The following is a 15,404-nucleotide window of genomic DNA, read 5'->3' on the forward strand; positions in this document are numbered from 1 at the left end:
TCTCCACGCGGGCGTTCGTCGGAGGCACTGTGCCGGAACTGTAAGACGGAAACTTGACGGTTGTTCCGAGCCCGAATGAAAAAATTCAGGGTGCGGCGTTTTTGCCGCCCAAGCCGTAAGCCACCCGCGCCGCCTCGATCCTGTCCAGCTTGGCGTTGAGCGGCGTCCAGTCGTCGTCCTGCGCGATCGGCGCCCACAGGGCCTCGACCTCTTCGATGATCAACTCCTCGGGCTCCGGACGCTGGAAGACGGGATCGGCCAGGCGCTCGGGTCGGTCGGGTTCGAAGTCGGCCAACCGTCGACGGAAGGTCTCGAACGTCTCGGTGCGGTAGAGCTCGGCGCGCGGACCGTCCATGGCCCGGCCCGTGGACGCCTCGCCCCCGAACCAGTCGAAGAAGAACGGCTCCCAGCGCAGCGCCTCGCCGCCTTCGGCCAGGGCGCGGAAGGCGGCGTTGACCAGTTCGACGTCTTCGTCCGGGTTGCGGCTCTTAACGCCCAGCCGGTCCAGCATCGCCCCGCGCAGGGCCAGGCGATAGGCGTCGGAGAAGCCGTTCAGCGCCGCCAGGATCCCGGCCTGGTCGGTGACCAGGGTCAGGCAGGCGGCCAACTGCTGCAGGTTCCAGAACACCGCCTCGGGCTGACGGCCGAAGCTGTAGAGTCCCTGATGGTCGAAATAGGCGGCCGTGAAGTTGGGGTCGTTGCGCGGCAGGAAGCGCCAGGGGCCGTAGTCGAAGCTCTCGCCCGTGACGACCATGTTGTCGGTGTTCAGCACCCCGTGCACGAAGCCGGCCGTCATCCAGCGCGACAGTAGTTTCGCACTGGCCGCCACGGTCGCCTCCAGCAGCGCCGCCGGCCGGTCGGGCGCATCGGCCAGATGGGGGAAGTAGGTCTCGACCACGTGGTCGACCAGCTCGACGATCAGGTCACGCCGGTCGAAATAGGCCAGGCGCTGGAAGGTGCCGAAGCGGATGTGGCTGTGCGACAGCCGGGTCAGCACCGCCGAGCGGGTCGGGCTGGGCTCGTCGCCGCGCGTCAGGGCCTCGCCCGTCTCGACCAGCGAGAAGGCCCGCGAGGTCGGGACGCCCAGGGCCTCCAGCAGCGAGGCGGCCAGGATCTCGCGCACGCCGCCCTTCAGGGTCAGCCGGCCATCGCCCGATCGCGACCAAGGCGTCTGGCCCGAGCCCTTGGTGGCGAGATCGAGCAGGCGGTCACTGCCCTGCTCGCGCAGCTGGGCGAACAGGAAGCCGCGACCGTCGCCCAGGTCGGGATTGTAAACGCGGAACTGGTGGCCGTGATAGCGCATGGCCAGCGGCATGGACTGGTTGTCCGGCAGCGGCTCGAAGCGGCCGAAGTGACGGACCCAGGCCTCGTCGCTCAAGCCCTCGAGCCCGACGCTGGCCGCCGCGCGCTGGTTACGGAATCGCAGGATGGCTTCCGGAAAATCGGCGGGCTCGACCGGGTCGGCGAAGTCGCGGCCCAGGGCCTGGAAGCGTGGATCGGGGCGATAGGCGGACGAGAAGCTCATGGGTCGCCAAATGAGACCCACTCGCCGCGTGCGCAAGCCACTTTCGAATTTTGATGACGGCGCGCGAGTGCTGTCGCTTCCCGGCAACAGAAATCGCCAGAACCTAACGCTCGCAAGGGATTTTGCTTGCCGAGGCCGTATGTGGCGCCTAACCCTTGGCTACCCATTCGAACAATCGTTCGACGGAACAACGAAAAACGAGCTGGGAGCGGGCAAGCGCTTTCGGCCGATAAACCGAGAGGTAGGAAATGCGCTTCACCCAGGTGCTTTGCGGCACTGCGTCCGCTGTTGTCCTCGCCGGTATGGGCGCTACCAGCGCCGCGCAGGCTCAAGATCAACAAACCGTCGACAGCATCATCGTCACCGCCCAGAAGCGGGAGCAGAACCTGCAGGACGTGCCGGTCGTGGTGACCGCCATCGGCGCCAAGCTGCTGCAGGACACCGGCATCCGCGACATCAAGGATCTGACGATCCTGACGCCGGGCCTGACCGTGACCTCGACCTCGTCGGAAGCCTCGACCACCGCCCGTATCCGCGGCGTCGGCACCGTCGGTGACAACCCCGGCCTGGAAAGCTCGGTCGGCGTGGTGATCGACGGCGTCTATCGCCCCCGTAACGGCGTCGGCTTCGGCGACCTGGGCGAAATGGAGCGAATCGAAGTGCTGAAGGGCCCGCAAGGCACCCTCTTCGGCAAGAACACCTCGGCCGGCGTCATCAACGTGGTGACCAAGGAGCCCGAGTTCGGCTTCGGCGCCTCCGGCGAAGTGACCCTGGGCAACTACAACGCCCACGGCGTCGCCGCCTCGGTCACCGGCCCGCTGTACAGCGACAAGCTGGCCGGCCGCCTGTACGTCGCCGCCCGCGAGCGCGACGGCTACAACAAGGTGATCACCGGCCGCGGCCCCTCGTCGCGCGATCAGGACGCCGACCAGGGCTTCTACACCGTCCGCGGCCAGCTGCTGTTCGTGCCGGACGACCAGGCGACGTTCCGCGTCATCGCCGACTATTCAAAGCGCGACGAGAACTGCTGCGGCGCCGTGCAGATCCGCACCGGCCCGACCGCCGGCGTGCTGGCCATCGTCTCCGGCCAGGCCCAGCCGCTGGCCACGACGGCCAAGCCGTTCGACCGCGTCGCCTATTCGAACCGCGGCGCGCCCGCCACGATCGAGGACAAGGGCGTCTCGCTGCAGGGCGACATCGACCTGCCGGGCAACACGACCCTGACCAGCATCTCGGCCATCCGCCAGTGGCGCACCGACAACGGCCAGGACGCCGACTTCAGCCTCGCCGACCTCGCCTATCGCAACAAGGACGGCACCAACTATTCGCAGTTCACGACCTACACCCAGGAACTGCGCCTGGCCGGCAAGACCGACAAGTTCGACTGGCTGTTCGGCGCCTTCCTGGCCGATGAGCGCCTGGAGACCCGCGCCAACTTCCTCTACGGCAACGACTACGAGCAGTATCTGGGCCGCCTGCTGTCGGCCTCGGTCGCCCCGGGCGGCGTGGCCAACTTCGTGTCGCTGCTGACCGGCCGCGCCCCGAACACCACCTTCACGCCCGGCCAAGGCCTCTATGACCGCTACGACCAGCGCGCCACCACGATCGCGCTGTTCACCAACGACACCTGGCACGTGACCGACGCGTTCGAGATCACCGCCGGCCTGCGCTACACCTCGGAAGAGAAGAAGCTCAACACCTTCCAGACCACCAGCGACGGCGGCGTCGGCTGCGCCACGGCCCTGTCGCCGGCCGGCCAGGCCCGCATCGCCGGCATCGTCGGCGCGGCCGCCACCCCGACCATCATCGGCAACCTCTGCCTGCCCTGGGCCAACCCGCTGTTCAACGGCCGCGGCACCAAGCAGCAGCGGACGGACAAGGAATGGACGGGCACGATCAAGGCCTCGTACCGCTTCTCGCCGGAAGTGTTCAGCTACGCGTCGTTCGCGCGCGGCTACAAGGGCGGCGGCTTCAACCTGGACCGCACCCAGTCGTCAAACGGCCTGCCCTCGGGCGGCTCGGGCGTGACGCCGATCTTCGACACGTCGTTCCCGGCGGAATTCGTCGACAGCTATGAAATCGGCCTGAAGAACACCCTGTTCAACCGCACGGTGCTCTTCAACGTCAGCGGCTTCTATCAGAAGTTCACCGACTTCCAGCTGAACACCTTCCTGGGCACCTCGTTCGTGGTCCGCTCGATCCCGGAAGTGACATCCAAGGGCGTCGACGCCGACTTCATCTGGTTCACGCCGGTCCACGGCCTGATGATCCAGAGCGGCCTGACCTACGCCCTGACCGAGTACGGCGACCAGGCGATCCCGAACGACCCGGGCAACGCCCTGGCCCTGCTGCCGGGCAGCCGCATGTCGCTGGCCCCGAAGTATTCGGCCTCGGGCTCGATGACCTACGAGACCTCGGTCGGCGGCAACCTGAAGGCCCGCTTCAACATCGGCGCCAAGTACTCGTCGGCCTACAACACCGGCTCGGACCTGTTCCCGCCGAAGGTCCAGAAGGCCTTCACCGTGGTCAACGGCCGCGTGGGCATCGGTGCGGACGACGATCGCTGGACCGTCGAGCTGTGGGGCATGAACCTGTTCAACGAGAAGTACTATCAGGTCGCCTTCAACGGCACCCTGCAGGGCTCCTCGGGCCTCAGCGCCACGCAGAAGACCTACAATCCGGCCCTGGACACCATCACCTACGATGCGTTCCTGGGCGCGCCGCGCACCTACGGGGTGACGCTGCGCTCGAAGTTCTAGCCGGGAGGGGGAACCGGCGGCGCGCACAAGGCGCCGCCGGCTTTCGGAAGAGGGAGGGCGATCCGGGCGACCGGGTCGCCCTTTTCTTTGGTCGGAGCTTTTCGAGAGGGGTTTGCGATCGCCCCGCATCACCTCAGCATGGCCTCTCGGGGGAATCGTTCACGCGCCGGAGCCACGCCATGAAGACGATCCGCTTCCTGGGTTTCTGGATCTGCCTGGCCATCGGCCTGGCGCTGGGCGTCTGGAGCCAGAGGACGCCCACGCCCGTCCCCGCCAGCGCTCCGGCCACGGAGTTCTCCGCCGACCGCGCCATGGCCGACGTCACCACCATCGCCCAGAAGCCGCACCCAACGGGCTCGGCCGAGATCGCCAAGGTCCGCGACCACTTGCGTGAGCGGATCAGCGAGCTGGGATTGCAGGTCTCGATCCGTCCCGGTGAGGGCTTCTGGGCCAAGTCGCAGAACGGCCGCACCCTGACCGTCGCCGCCGTGCAGAACCTGATCGGCGTCCTGCCCGGCAAGGACCCCAGCCTGCCGGCCATCCTGGTGATGAGCCACTACGACTCGGTCCACAACTCGCCCGGCGCCGCCGACGACGCCACCGGCACGGCCGCCGCCCTGGAGATCGCCCGCGCCCTGAAGGCCGACGGCCCCCACGCCCGCGACGTCATCTTCCTGTTCACCGACGCCGAGGAAGCGGGCCTGCTGGGCGCCGACGCCTTCTTCAACCGCGACCCGACGCTGGAGCGCGTCGGCCTGGTGGTGAACATGGAGGCGCGCGGCGACGCCGGCCGCGCGGCCATGTTCCAGACCGGCCCCGGCAACGGCGCGCTGATGAGCGTCTTCGCCCGCGAGGCCAAGGGCCCCTCGGCCAACTCCCTGGCCTCGACCGTCTACGAGAAGATGCCCAACGACACCGACTTCACCCACGCGGTGAAGCGCGGCCTGCCCGGCTTGAACCTGGCCTTCATCGACGACCAGCTGGCCTACCACACGCCGCTGGCCCGCCCCGACCACCTGGAGCGCGGCAGCCTGCAGCACATGGGCGACCAGGCCCTGCCGACCATCCGCGCCCTGGCCGACGCCCCCACCCTGCCGGCCAAGACGCAGAACGCCATCTATTCGGACGTGCTGGGCCTCTTCCTGATCAGCTATTCGCCCGTCGTCGGCTGGGTGCTGCTGGGCCTCGCCGCCGCCCTGATCCTCTTCACCGCCTGGCGCACATTGAGCCTCGGCGCCGCCAGCGGCTGGGAGATCGCCCGCGGCTTTTCCGGCCTGCTGCTGACCGCGACCAGCATCGCCACGGTGCTGCACCTGGCCGGCCGGCTGATGATGATCGACGACGTCCAGCGCTATTACGGCATCCTCACCCGCTTCGACTTCCTGCTGTGGGGCTGCGGCCTGCTGGCCGTCGCCGTCGGGCTGGGCGTGGCCACGGCCCAGGCGCGCGGGGCGCGGCGGATCATCCCCTGCGTGGCGGCGCTCGCCCTGGGCGGGGCGTGCAGCCTGGTCGGCTGCTTCGATCCCATCGGCCTGGGTCTCGGCGTCGCCGCCTGCGTGCTGGCCGGCCTGTCGCTAGGCTTCAAGACCGAGGTGCTGGGCGCCTGGATCGGCGGGATGATCGTGCTCTTGATCCTGGCCACGGTCGCCCAGGTCCTGGCCCCCGGCGCGACGGTGATGCTGACCTGGCCGCTGCTGGTCGCCGCCCTCGGCGCGGCGCTGGTCATCGGCGTCGGCGGTGCGCGCGACCGGCGGGTGGCCCTGGCTTTGACCTTCGCCGTTGGCCTCCTGGCCGTGCTGTCGACCGCCCAACTGACGGCCTGGGGCTCGTGGACCTTCGCCGGCGTCGGCCTGATGGAGCCGGCGATCCTGGCGCTGTTCGCCATGCTGGCCGCCCCGGCCCTGTCGCCCCTGGCTCACGACTTCGCCACCACCCGCTGGGCGTGGCGCGCCGCCGGGGTGCTGGCCATCGCCGGCGTCGTCCTGATCGCCAACGCCGCGCGCGGCGGCGGCGAGCCGGGTCGCCCCGCCGTCACCCAGGCCCTGCACGTCGCCGATCTGTCGACCGGCAAGGCCTGGCGTCTGACCGAGGCCGCGCGCCTGGACGCCTGGACCAAGCGTGTCCTGCCCGACGACGGCGGCTCGGACCCCAAGCAACAGCCCCTGGCCCCCTTCTGGCGTAACCCGGTCTGGATGTCGGAGACCCGCGCCGTGCCGGTCGAGGCCCCGCAGCTGACCGTCGATCGCGCCGAGGACCGCCTGCTGGTCCGGCTAATCCCCGCGCCGGGGGCCGAGATGGTCAGCATCCGCCTGCGCCCCAGCGGCCCGCTGGCCTCGCCGCGCCTGAACGGCCGGCCGATCACCCTGAAGACCGAGGCGGGCCAGTGGTCGTCCGTGACCTATCACGCCCCCGATCCGAACGGCGTCACCTTGAGCTTCACAACCACGGGCGCCGGCAAGATCGACGTCGCGGCGCTGGAGTACCACGACGGCTGGCCCGTCCTGGCCAAGGCCCCGCCCGCCAAGCCGGCCGACCTGATGGCCATGGGCATGTCGGACAAGACCGCCGTGCTGGTGCGCGGCGGGCTGAAGTGGTGACGGGCTAGATCGGGAACACGCCCTCGCCGGGCGTCTTGGCGTACAGCGCCTCGACCCGCTCGGCGCGGCGGTCCAACGCGCAGCGCTGGTTGACGTAGCCCTTGTCGGTGATCTCGCCGGCGTCGATCGAGGGCGGTTCGGTCAGGATCGTGAACCGTCCGATCCGCCGCGACGAGCCGCCCGCACCGGCGTTGAACACACTCAATCGCTCGCGCAGGATCGCCACCAGCTTCTCCAGCGGCGTGCCCGGTCCCGGATCGGCGACCAGGGCCTGCAAGCCCGCCGGCGAAGGCCACAGCATCGCGCCGATGAACGGCTTGTCCTGGCCGGTGATCACCGCGTCGTGGATGTAGGGGCTGCAGGCGGCCACCAGGTCGGGACGCAGCACGCCGACGCTGACCCAGGTGCCGCTGTCGAGCTTGAAGTCCTCGGTCACCCGGCCGTCGAACACCAGGCCCTTGGCGGGGTCCTCCGGATCGACGAACCGCGCGGCGTCGCCCAGCTTGTAGAAGCCCTCCTCGTCGAAGGCCGCCGCCGTGCGCTCCGGATCCTTGTGGTAGCCGGCGGCGACCGTCGGCCCCTTCACCCTGACCTCGTACTTGCTGCCGCTCGGCGCCAGCTTCAGGGCGATGCCGGGTAGCGGCAGGCCCACGAGGCCGACCCGCTCGGTGATCCAGTGGGTGACGGTGATGCCCTGGGTCTCGGTCGCGCCGTACATCGTCGTCAGCGGGATGCGTTGGCCGGTCTCGGCCACGGCCAGGGCCTGCATCCGATTGTAGACGTCGTTGCTCAGCGTCGCGCCGCCATAGCCCATGTAGCGCAGGTTCTTGAAGAACGAGCGGCGCAGCGCCGAATCGTTCTCCATCGCCTCGGCCAGCATCGAGAAGGCGATCGGGGCCGAGCCGAACACGATCGGCGAGACCTCGTAGAGGTTCTTGATCGTCGTCTCGAACATGCCCGGCAGTGGCTTGCCCTCGTCGATGTGCAGGGTGCCGCCGGCCCACAATACGCCGTTGAAGCCGATATTGCCGGCCGAGATATGGCTCCAGGGCATCCACTCCAGGCTCTGGGGGACCTCGCCCGTGGGTTCGTCGGTGCGGATGCCCTCCTGGCCGGCGATCACGCCCGCCATCATGCCGTGGGTCTGGGGCACGGCCTTGGGCAGGCCCGTCGAGCCCGAGGTGAACAGGTACTTGGCCACGGTCGCCGGACCCAGGGTCTCGCGCGACGCCTCGACCGCCGCCGTCGGCGTCGTACCGGCGACCTCGGCGAAGGGGATCGTTCCCTCGGTCCCATCGGCGGTGATCACCGCGATCGTCGGGTCGATGGCCTTCAAGGTCTCCAGCGCCTTGGCGAACATCGGCCCGCTCTGGGCGAAGACCACGCGCGGCGCGACCTTGTCGAAGCAGTGCTTGAGCTTGGCGTGGTCGGTCGAGATCAGGCTGTAGGCCGGGCTGATCGGCGCGGCCGGGACGCCGGCGGTATAGGCGCCCAGGGTCATCAGGGCGTGCTCGATCGAGTTGCCCGACAGGATCATGACGCTGTCGTCGTTGCTCAGCCCGCGATCCAGCAGCCACTGGGCGATGCCGTCGACCGCCCGCTGGGCCTCGCCGTAGGTCACCTGCCGCCAGGGGCCGTGGCCGGGCTCGCGCTGCTTGATGTAGGGCCGGTCCGGGTGCTCGGCGGCCTTGCGCGCGATCAGGTGGGCGATCGAGCGCGGGCCCTCACCGGGCGCGTGGTTCGAGGTGATGACGATCGAGCCGTCCGGACGCCGGTCGACGCTGACGTCCGGGCCCTTCATGGCCAGGGGCTTGAACGGAACGCTGGACACGTCGCGCGAGGGCGACGCGCCGTCTGGCGGCGTCATGGTCTCACTCCCTCAAGTTATCGTTGTTCTGTTGGAACCGACGGTAACGGAAAGCGGACGCGCGGCAAGGTTGCCGTTCGGGGAAGCCTCCCCCTTACTTGGAGGACTGGCTTACTTGGCGGACTGGTCCAGGGCGCTGGTGATCACGCCGCCCTCCAGGACGCGGACGCCCAGGAACCGCATCTCGCCGTCCTTGTAGCTGATCTGCTCCAGAGGAACGCTGTCGTCACGGCGCAGGCGACGACCGTCGTTCAGCGTCAAGCGCAGGGTCATGGTCTTGGCCGAGGCGCCGCCGGCGATGGCGGTCTCGATCTCGCGGCCGAACAGGACGGCGGGCGACGGCTGGGTCTTCAACACGGGACTCTTGCTCACGACCGGCCTCCAAAACCATGTTCGCCGGTGATGCGGATCTGGCAGGCCTGACCGGAGTCCTGCAGGCTTCTCGCGCGGCGATGCGCGGCCGCCTTGGCGACTTCCTTGTCGGCCGACTGGCCGAAGTGCTCGCCATCCAGCTCGACGCTCCACGCGCCCTCATGTCGAGAGACGGTGAGGACGGTTCGGTTGGTAATTTCACGCATTTCGCAGGATTAACACGAAATCGACAACGCCGCTGGTTTAATCGTTCACGATTAAAACGATGCGTTTTTCTTAGGTCGCGAAAATATTCCAGCGACCGGAATTCTGAAGAGAACTGACATAATTCTTGAAATCAGCGCCGCCCCGGCCGGAACGTGGTACGCTTCATCCGCGCATCGGAGAGCGACATGACCCAGGATTCCCCCGCCATCGCCCCGCTGCCCGACAGCCAGTTCCGCGCCTTGCAGAGCCTGGCTGAACGCCAACCCGGCCAGGATTCCAACTTCGTCAATATCGGCGCGGCCCAGGCCCTGACCCAGCTGGGCCTGGCCCGTCGCGGCGGCGGTGGCTGGGAGATCACGCCGCTGGGCCGCAATCACCTGCTGCAGGCCCTGTCGAAGGAAGACGCCGGCGGCGCGGCGAACGCCCGCTAAGTCCGCTTACGCCGCGCGGGCTTGGCCGCCGCCTCGGCCTGCGTCACCTGGGCGCTGAACGCCTCCAGGTCGACGCCGAAGCGCGCCCCGCAACTGGGGCAATCAATCACCGGCAGCACGCGCACGGCCTCGATGGCCGCCCGCGCCTGGCCGCCGCATTGCGGGCAGGTGAATTCGAGTTCTACGCCACCAACGTCCACGCCCGCCATGCCGGTCGCTCCGCTCGTCTCGACTCACAGGAGACGTGCAAACGATGACACAGATACGACCGCGTGTGACGGGACGCGGCGACGCGGTCTAGCGGATCGAGGCCTTGGCCAGCGAGGCGCCTTCGCTGGCCGTCACGCGGCGCACGTCGGCGACGCGGCACAGCTGCGAACCGGCGGACGTGCGGGCGGTCAGCTCGGCGCGATCGCCCGGGCAGACCACGTCGCTGCCGTCCGAGCGCAGCGAGATCTTCTGGGCCGCGTTCAGGCCCGAGCAGTCGCCGGCCAGGCGCATCTGGTAGATGGCGCCGCCGTCGGCCGACTGCACGTACAGGGTGTTGCCACCCGCGCGGTTGGCGGCGGCGATCATCTGGCCGTTGAAGCACTGCTTGGCGACCTGCGGCGAGGTGCGGTCGTTGGTGTAGCGCGCCGTCTGGGCGGCCCAGTCGAAGCGCTGACCTTCGTCAGCCATGGCCGAAACCGAACCCAGGGCCAGCACGACGCCGGCAACCGCGAAAACCGCCTTCATGGTAGTGCTCCACACAATCCTGAACCGGAAGAGTAGTCCAAGCAGGCCCGGCGTCAACGCTTCTTGCCGAGCTCGGCGGCGATGTCCTTGGTCATCCGCCCGACCTTGCGGTGAGCGGCGGTGATCTGGTCGCGGGTGACGCCCCAGCGCTTCATCCAGTACTCGACGGCCTGGCGCTCGGAGAGATCCAAACGGTCCTTGTCGATGAAACCGCGCTTGTCCTTGAGTCCGGCCATTACTTCGTCATCCAGGGCTTGGAGTTACCCGCTGCGGCGCTCGCGGCCCGCTGCCGCTGGAACTTCCCACCGCGCGGCGGTTTGGGTCGAGCGTCGAGGGCGGCCTGCTTCAGGCGCAGGGCGCGCTGGATCGGGGTCTCGTCGGGGCGTTCATCGCTCATGGCGGGGAGGTTATATGAATCCCTCTTCCATAGGGAGAGGGAGGGGCCCGCCGCCGAAGGCGGTGGGAGGGTGGGGGGTTACACCCTATCCGACCGAAGCACGGCGAGCATCTCGTCCGCCACTCCGCCTGGATCAGTGAGCACCTGCTCGTTGCGGAACCTCAGCACCACATATCCGAAAAGCTCCAGCACCTCGGTCCGCCGCGCGTCATAATCCTCCTGCCCCTCGTGAGACGCCCCGTCCAGCTCCACGATCACTTTCGCCTGCTCACAGGCAAAGTCCGCGAAGTACCGATCAACTGGGACCTGTCGCTTGAATTTGAACCCGCCCACGCGGCGGTTGCGGACCAGGCTCCACAGCGCCTTCTCCGCCAGGGTCTGGTCCTGGCGAAGGCGACGGGCGTTGGCGGTCGTGTCCATGGTGGGAGCATGACCCCGCGCCTTGGCCGCCCTCAACAAAAGGAATGGGGATTTTCCGGTTGGCGGTGAAACCCCTCACCCTCCCACCGCTTCGCGGCGGGCCCCTCCCTCTCCCTATGGAAGAGGGGTTTGAGTGGACGGTCCCGCGTGGTGCGAAAGGACCTTCCTCACAGGAAGGGCGCCAGCCTTACATCTCACGGCGAGACGATCGCCGGGCTGGGAGGTCAGTCCGGCACGCTGCCGCCTCCAAGAGATGTAAGGTAATCACCGACCAGAGAGGTCGTTATACAAAAGCTAAATTTATAAGTGACCTAACAGCCGCCCCAAAATACCCGCTTTACACGAACTAAACACTCAGCCAACCTCAGTCATCTCCGAGAAGCTAGCTAGGCACCCCCTGAAATTAGCATCAGCACCCATGACAGATAGCAACGAAATAAAGGAACAAATTTCACCCCCTTCAGAGAGGAAGGCGGCCAGACAGGCTATATTCTATGGAATTTTATCTTCAGTTATATTTACAATTTCTCTGCAATTCCTAGCAGAAAAGATATCAAGGGCCACGTTTAGTGGAATTTCCATATTTATACAATACCTTATTGATCTAGGATACGATCAAGCATCTATGGGCTCTTCAAATGCCCTAAGCTTTCTTGCAGCGGCCTTATTCTTAACGGTAATCGGGGCGATATCACAAAGCACCGCCTTATTTTCCTTTATAAGGATAAAAGGCAGAAATTTACCAAAGGCAGGCCAAGACGCCAGAAAATCCAGCACAAGAATTAAACCCCGCCCTTTGGAAATATCTAAAAGAACGCGATACGTCGTTGGCACATCGTCAACAATACTTACAATATTGGTATACTATATTGGATTTCTATTTTACACGTCCGTTCAAGCAGAAACGACATTCTATAGACAACTAAACATTGCCCTTCCCTATATATCCACGCAACAGGAGCGCGCATTCAGATCTCAATGGGCCACCATGAGCACCAGAAGAGAGTATGAAAATATAATGAACCAGATCGAAAAGACTTCTAAAGAAAATAAAGCGCCAGTTCGAAAACGCCTTATCTGAACAAGACGATAGGCTGTAAAAATAGCGAAAGGCGGGGCCTCACAGCCCCGCCCCTCCCAATTGCTAGCTCAATGCGAGCGGAAACCTACTCCGCCGCCACCTTCGGCGCGTACCCGAGGATCGCCTTCGTCTCGAGGAACTCCCCGAACGCGTGGTCGCCCCATTCGCGGCCGTTGCCGCTCATCTTGTAGCCGCCGAACGGGGCCATAAGATCAGGGCTGGCGCCGTTGAGGTTCACCTGGCCGGCGCGGAGCTTGCTCGCCACCTTCCGCACCGCCTCCGGGTCGCCGCCCGAGACATAGGCCGCCAGGCCGTACTCGGTGTCGTTGCCGACCGTGACAGCTTCCTCGACCGTGTCGTAGCCGAGGATCGAGATCACCGGGCCGAAGATCTCTTCCTTCGAGATCGTCATGTCGGGCTTCACGTTGGCGAAGACGGTGGGCTTCACATAGTAGCCCTTGTCCAGGCCCTCCGGCCGGCCGACGCCGCCGGTGACCAGGGTGGCGCCCTCGTCGATGCCCTTCTGGATCAGGCCCTGGATCTTGTTCCACTGCACCTCGGAGACCACCGGGCCCATCTTGTGGTTGCCGTTCGGGTCGCCGACCGTGTGGCCCTCGGCTGCGGCCTTGGCGATGGCGATGACCTCGTCCATGCGCGCGCCCGGGACCAGCATGCGGGTCGGGGCGTTGCACGACTGGCCCGAGTTCATCATCACCGAGGCCACGCCGCCGCCCACCGCGCGCGCGAAATCGGCGTCGTCGAGGATGATGTTGGGGCTCTTGCCGCCCAACTCCTGGTGGACGCGCTTGACGGTCGGGGCGGCGTTCTTGGCCACCTCGATGCCGGCGCGGGTCGAGCCGGTGAACGAGACCATGTCGACTTCGGGGTGGCTGGACATCGCCGCGCCGACCGTCGGGCCGTCGCCATTGACCAGGTTGAAGACGCCGGCCGGGACGCCGGCGGCGTGCAGGATCTCGGTCCAGATATAGCCGCTGAACGGCGCGATCTCGGACGGCTTCAGCACCATGGTGCAGCCCGTGGCCAGGGCGGGCGCGACCTTGCAGGCGATCTGGTTCACCGGCCAGTTCCACGGCGTGATGAAGGCGCAGACGCCGATCGGCTCCTTGACGATCCGGGTCGTGCCCCGGTCTTCCTCGAACTTGTAGCCCTTCAGCACGGCGGCGGCGGTCTGGACGTGGCCGATGCCCATGGCGGCCTGGGCGCGCTGGGCCAGCCAGGCGGGGGCGCCCATCTCCTCGGTGATGGCCTTGGCCATGTCCTCGAAGCGCTTCTGGTACTCGGCGATGATGCGCTCGAGGATGTCGATGCGCTCTTCGCGGCTGGTCTGGGAGAAGCTCTCGAACGCCTTGCGGGCGGCGCGGACCGCGCGATCGACATCGGTCTCCGAGCCCATCGAGATCACGCCGGCGACCTCTTCGTTGGCCGGGTTGATGACGTCCAGGCGCTTGGGGACGGCCGGATCGACCCAGGCCCCGTCGATATAGAACTTGGTGTACTCGCGCATGCCGTTCTCCTGCCCTTGGATGGTGGGTCCGCTCTGCGGGGCGGTTTCAAACAAGCATTTAATGTGATCGGCGTTCAGGTGGCTAGCCCTCACCACATCACATCTGGCTCCGCCTGGCCCAGCGCCTCGGCGATCCGTCGCCGGGTGGCCTTGGTCGTCTCCTCGGGAAGGTCGTTCGGATCGAACCAGCCGACCGCGTGGATCTCGCCCTCGGCGTCCGAGGCGCAGGGCTCCCAGGCCTCGACGCGGTAGACCAGCACGTGGTCGCCGGGGTGCAGCACCTCGTTGCTGTGGGCCGAGACCAGGCGCGGACGCGACAGGGCGCGCACGCCGGCCTCCTCCTGGAGTTCGCGGACCACGGCGGTCTCGGCCGTCTCGCCGCGCTCGACCCCGCCGCCAGGCAAGTACCAGCCCTTGATGTAGGTGTGCTGGATCAAGAGGACCTTGCCGGCCTCGTCCACGACCACCGCCCGCACGCCCAGGGTCAGGCCGCGCGCCATCCGGAAGAAGGCGTAGACCAGCGGGCGGGTGAACGGTTCGATGCGGCGGCGCCAGAGCATGGCGCCTTCCTAGCGCGGCTTGCGCTTGCGGTCAGCGGCATGGGCCGCTAAAGCCGCAGCAACAGCAGTCTTTTTCCGGAGCCGCGCCATGCTCGCGATCGGTGTCATCGCCATCTTCCTGGGCGTCATCCTCGCCCTGAACTATTTCGAGTTCGGCCGCATCGACTAATGGGCGTGCAGGCGCGCGGCGCGGCCCTGGTCACCGGCGCGGGTCGCCGGATCGGCCAGGCCCTGGCTCTTGAAGCCGCTCGCGCCGGCTACGACATCGCCGTCCACCACCGAGGCCCCGCCGACGAGGCCGAGGAGACGATCGCCGCCGTGCGCGCCCTGGGCCGCCGCGCGATCCCGGTCCGCGCCGACCTTTCCGTCGAAGCCGACGTACGCGGCCTGATTGGGCTGAGCGCCGAGCTTGGCCCCGTCACCCTGCTGATCAACAGCGCCTCGGCCTTCCAGGACGACCGCGTCGGCGACCTGGCCCGCGAGACCTGGGACCTTCATCTCGAGACTAACCTGCGCGCGCCGATCGTGCTGGCCGAGACCTTCGCCGCCGCTCTGCCGGCCGAGTCTCATGGCCTGGTGGTCAATATCGTCGACCAGCGCGTCTGGCGGCCCAATCCGCAGTTCTTCAGCTACACCCTGGCCAAGGCCGGGCTGTGGTGGGCGACCCAGACCCTGGCCCAGGCTCTGGCCCCGCGCATCCGCGTCAACGCCATCGGCCCCGGCCCCACCCTGCCCTCGACGCACCAGGCGCCCGGCGAGTTCGAGGCCGAGGCGGCCGGAATCCTGTTGCAGCGCCGCGTCGCGCCCGACGACATCGCCGCGGCGCTGCGCTACCTCATTGACGCCACGTCGGTCACGGGCCAGATGATCGCCGTGGACGGCGGCCAGCACCTGGGCTGGAAAACGCCCGACATTGTTGCTCCCTAGG

The 15,404-nt window shown here is 67.2% G+C and carries 16 protein-coding genes; 5 read left to right on the top strand and 11 right to left on the bottom strand.

Features of this window, described 5'->3' with window-relative positions:
• Positions 1–85: 85 nt before the first annotated feature.
• A complete protein-coding gene (locus AC07NI_RS10650) occupies positions 86–1,525 on the bottom strand; it encodes a protein adenylyltransferase SelO (RefSeq protein ID WP_494618784.1) in 1,440 nt (479 codons plus the stop codon).
• A 248-nt stretch (positions 1,526–1,773) separates the two neighbouring features.
• Here AC07NI_RS10650 and AC07NI_RS10655 point away from each other — a divergent pair, with 248 nt between their 5' ends.
• Positions 1,774–4,284 carry a TonB-dependent receptor gene (locus AC07NI_RS10655; RefSeq protein WP_494618785.1) on the top strand — a complete coding sequence of 837 codons (2,511 nt, stop codon included), beginning with the start codon at positions 1,774–1,776 and terminating at the stop codon, positions 4,282–4,284.
• Between the two features lie 179 nt (positions 4,285–4,463).
• A complete protein-coding gene (locus tag AC07NI_RS10660) occupies positions 4,464–6,881 on the top strand; it encodes a M20/M25/M40 family metallo-hydrolase (RefSeq protein ID WP_494618786.1) in 2,418 nt (805 codons plus the stop codon).
• Positions 6,882–6,885: 4 nt separating this feature from the next.
• On the opposite strand, the gene AC07NI_RS10665 is transcribed toward AC07NI_RS10660, so the two are convergent.
• The 3 genes from AC07NI_RS10665 to AC07NI_RS10675 all read right to left on the bottom strand — a co-directional run bounded on the left by AC07NI_RS10665 (position 6,886) and on the right by AC07NI_RS10675 (position 9,326).
• Entirely contained in the window at positions 6,886–8,748 is a 1,863-nt protein-coding gene (locus tag AC07NI_RS10665; protein WP_494618787.1) for an AMP-binding protein, read from the bottom strand.
• A gap of 111 nt (positions 8,749–8,859) precedes the next feature.
• Positions 8,860–9,120, bottom strand: a complete 261-nt coding sequence (locus AC07NI_RS10670; protein ID WP_494618788.1) for a hypothetical protein — start codon at positions 9,118–9,120, stop codon at positions 8,860–8,862.
• Positions 9,117–9,326, bottom strand: coding sequence for a hypothetical protein (locus AC07NI_RS10675; RefSeq protein WP_494618789.1), 210 nt, complete (start codon positions 9,324–9,326; stop codon positions 9,117–9,119). Before AC07NI_RS10675 ends, AC07NI_RS10670 begins: the two co-directional genes overlap by 4 nt.
• 186 nt (positions 9,327–9,512) lie before the next feature.
• Between AC07NI_RS10675 and AC07NI_RS10680 the strand changes: the two genes are divergently transcribed.
• Positions 9,513–9,758, top strand: a complete 246-nt coding sequence (locus AC07NI_RS10680; RefSeq protein ID WP_494618790.1) for a hypothetical protein — start codon at positions 9,513–9,515, stop codon at positions 9,756–9,758.
• Here the strand turns inward: AC07NI_RS10680 and AC07NI_RS10685 are convergent.
• The 5 genes from AC07NI_RS10685 to AC07NI_RS10705 form a co-directional block, all read right to left on the bottom strand.
• Positions 9,755–9,967, bottom strand: coding sequence for a hypothetical protein (locus tag AC07NI_RS10685; RefSeq protein ID WP_494618791.1), 213 nt, complete (start codon positions 9,965–9,967; stop codon positions 9,755–9,757). The two genes, AC07NI_RS10680 and AC07NI_RS10685, sit on opposite strands and share 4 nt — an antisense overlap.
• An 88-nt stretch (positions 9,968–10,055) precedes the next feature.
• A complete protein-coding gene (locus AC07NI_RS10690) occupies positions 10,056–10,493 on the bottom strand; it encodes a DUF6491 family protein (protein WP_494618792.1) in 438 nt (145 codons plus the stop codon).
• A gap of 53 nt (positions 10,494–10,546) precedes the next feature.
• Positions 10,547–10,729, bottom strand: coding sequence for a DUF3606 domain-containing protein (locus AC07NI_RS10695; protein ID WP_047413801.1), 183 nt, complete (start codon positions 10,727–10,729; stop codon positions 10,547–10,549).
• The gene (locus AC07NI_RS10700; RefSeq protein WP_494618793.1) at positions 10,729–10,890 is read right to left on the bottom strand and encodes a hypothetical protein; all 162 of its coding nucleotides are present in this window, start codon (positions 10,888–10,890) and stop codon (positions 10,729–10,731) included. The genes AC07NI_RS10695 and AC07NI_RS10700 overlap by 1 nt, the downstream gene beginning before the upstream one ends.
• 78 nt (positions 10,891–10,968) lie before the next feature.
• Positions 10,969–11,310, bottom strand: a complete 342-nt coding sequence (locus tag AC07NI_RS10705; protein ID WP_494618794.1) for an endonuclease domain-containing protein — start codon at positions 11,308–11,310, stop codon at positions 10,969–10,971.
• Positions 11,311–11,728: 418 nt separating this feature from the next.
• On the opposite strand from AC07NI_RS10705, the gene AC07NI_RS10710 reads away from it, so the two are divergent.
• Positions 11,729–12,391: a hypothetical protein gene (locus tag AC07NI_RS10710; RefSeq protein WP_494618795.1), complete on the top strand. Its 663-nt coding sequence runs from the start codon at positions 11,729–11,731 to the stop codon at positions 12,389–12,391.
• A gap of 85 nt (positions 12,392–12,476) precedes the next feature.
• On the opposite strand, the gene AC07NI_RS10715 is transcribed toward AC07NI_RS10710, so the two are convergent.
• Both AC07NI_RS10715 and AC07NI_RS10720 read right to left on the bottom strand, forming a co-directional pair.
• Positions 12,477–13,916, bottom strand: a complete 1,440-nt coding sequence (locus tag AC07NI_RS10715) for an aldehyde dehydrogenase family protein (RefSeq protein WP_494618796.1) — start codon at positions 13,914–13,916, stop codon at positions 12,477–12,479.
• A gap of 89 nt (positions 13,917–14,005) precedes the next feature.
• Complete coding sequence (locus AC07NI_RS10720) at positions 14,006–14,476, bottom strand: NUDIX domain-containing protein (RefSeq protein ID WP_494618797.1); 471 nt, start codon at positions 14,474–14,476, stop codon at positions 14,006–14,008.
• 174 nt (positions 14,477–14,650) lie between these two features.
• Between AC07NI_RS10720 and AC07NI_RS10725 the strand changes: the two genes are divergently transcribed.
• Positions 14,651–15,403, top strand: coding sequence for an SDR family oxidoreductase (locus AC07NI_RS10725; RefSeq protein ID WP_494620500.1), 753 nt, complete (start codon positions 14,651–14,653; stop codon positions 15,401–15,403).
• Position 15,404 lies beyond the last annotated feature (1 nt).

The sequence above is a fragment of the Caulobacter sp. GW821-FHT10E02 genome, from assembly GCF_059415225.1.

Excerpts from the sequence above, each read along its gene's own strand:
- AC07NI_RS10650 (WP_494618784.1), bottom strand. The coding sequence starts at position 1,525 with ATGAGCTTCTCGTCCGCCTATCGCCCCGATCCACGCTTCCAGGCCCTG.
- AC07NI_RS10655 (WP_494618785.1), top strand. The coding sequence starts at position 1,774 with ATGCGCTTCACCCAGGTGCTTTGCGGCACTGCGTCCGCTGTTGTCCTC.
- AC07NI_RS10660 (WP_494618786.1), top strand. The coding sequence starts at position 4,464 with ATGAAGACGATCCGCTTCCTGGGTTTCTGGATCTGCCTGGCCATCGGC.
- AC07NI_RS10665 (WP_494618787.1), bottom strand. The coding sequence starts at position 8,748 with ATGACGCCGCCAGACGGCGCGTCGCCCTCGCGCGACGTGTCCAGCGTT.
- AC07NI_RS10675 (WP_494618789.1), bottom strand. The coding sequence starts at position 9,326 with ATGCGTGAAATTACCAACCGAACCGTCCTCACCGTCTCTCGACATGAG.
- AC07NI_RS10680 (WP_494618790.1), top strand. The coding sequence starts at position 9,513 with ATGACCCAGGATTCCCCCGCCATCGCCCCGCTGCCCGACAGCCAGTTC.
- AC07NI_RS10685 (WP_494618791.1), bottom strand. The coding sequence starts at position 9,967 with ATGGCGGGCGTGGACGTTGGTGGCGTAGAACTCGAATTCACCTGCCCG.
- AC07NI_RS10690 (WP_494618792.1), bottom strand. The coding sequence starts at position 10,493 with ATGAAGGCGGTTTTCGCGGTTGCCGGCGTCGTGCTGGCCCTGGGTTCG.
- AC07NI_RS10695 (WP_047413801.1), bottom strand. The coding sequence starts at position 10,729 with ATGGCCGGACTCAAGGACAAGCGCGGTTTCATCGACAAGGACCGTTTG.
- AC07NI_RS10700 (WP_494618793.1), bottom strand. The coding sequence starts at position 10,890 with ATGAGCGATGAACGCCCCGACGAGACCCCGATCCAGCGCGCCCTGCGC.
- AC07NI_RS10705 (WP_494618794.1), bottom strand. The coding sequence starts at position 11,310 with ATGGACACGACCGCCAACGCCCGTCGCCTTCGCCAGGACCAGACCCTG.
- AC07NI_RS10710 (WP_494618795.1), top strand. The coding sequence starts at position 11,729 with ATGACAGATAGCAACGAAATAAAGGAACAAATTTCACCCCCTTCAGAG.
- AC07NI_RS10715 (WP_494618796.1), bottom strand. The coding sequence starts at position 13,916 with ATGCGCGAGTACACCAAGTTCTATATCGACGGGGCCTGGGTCGATCCG.
- AC07NI_RS10720 (WP_494618797.1), bottom strand. The coding sequence starts at position 14,476 with ATGCTCTGGCGCCGCCGCATCGAACCGTTCACCCGCCCGCTGGTCTAC.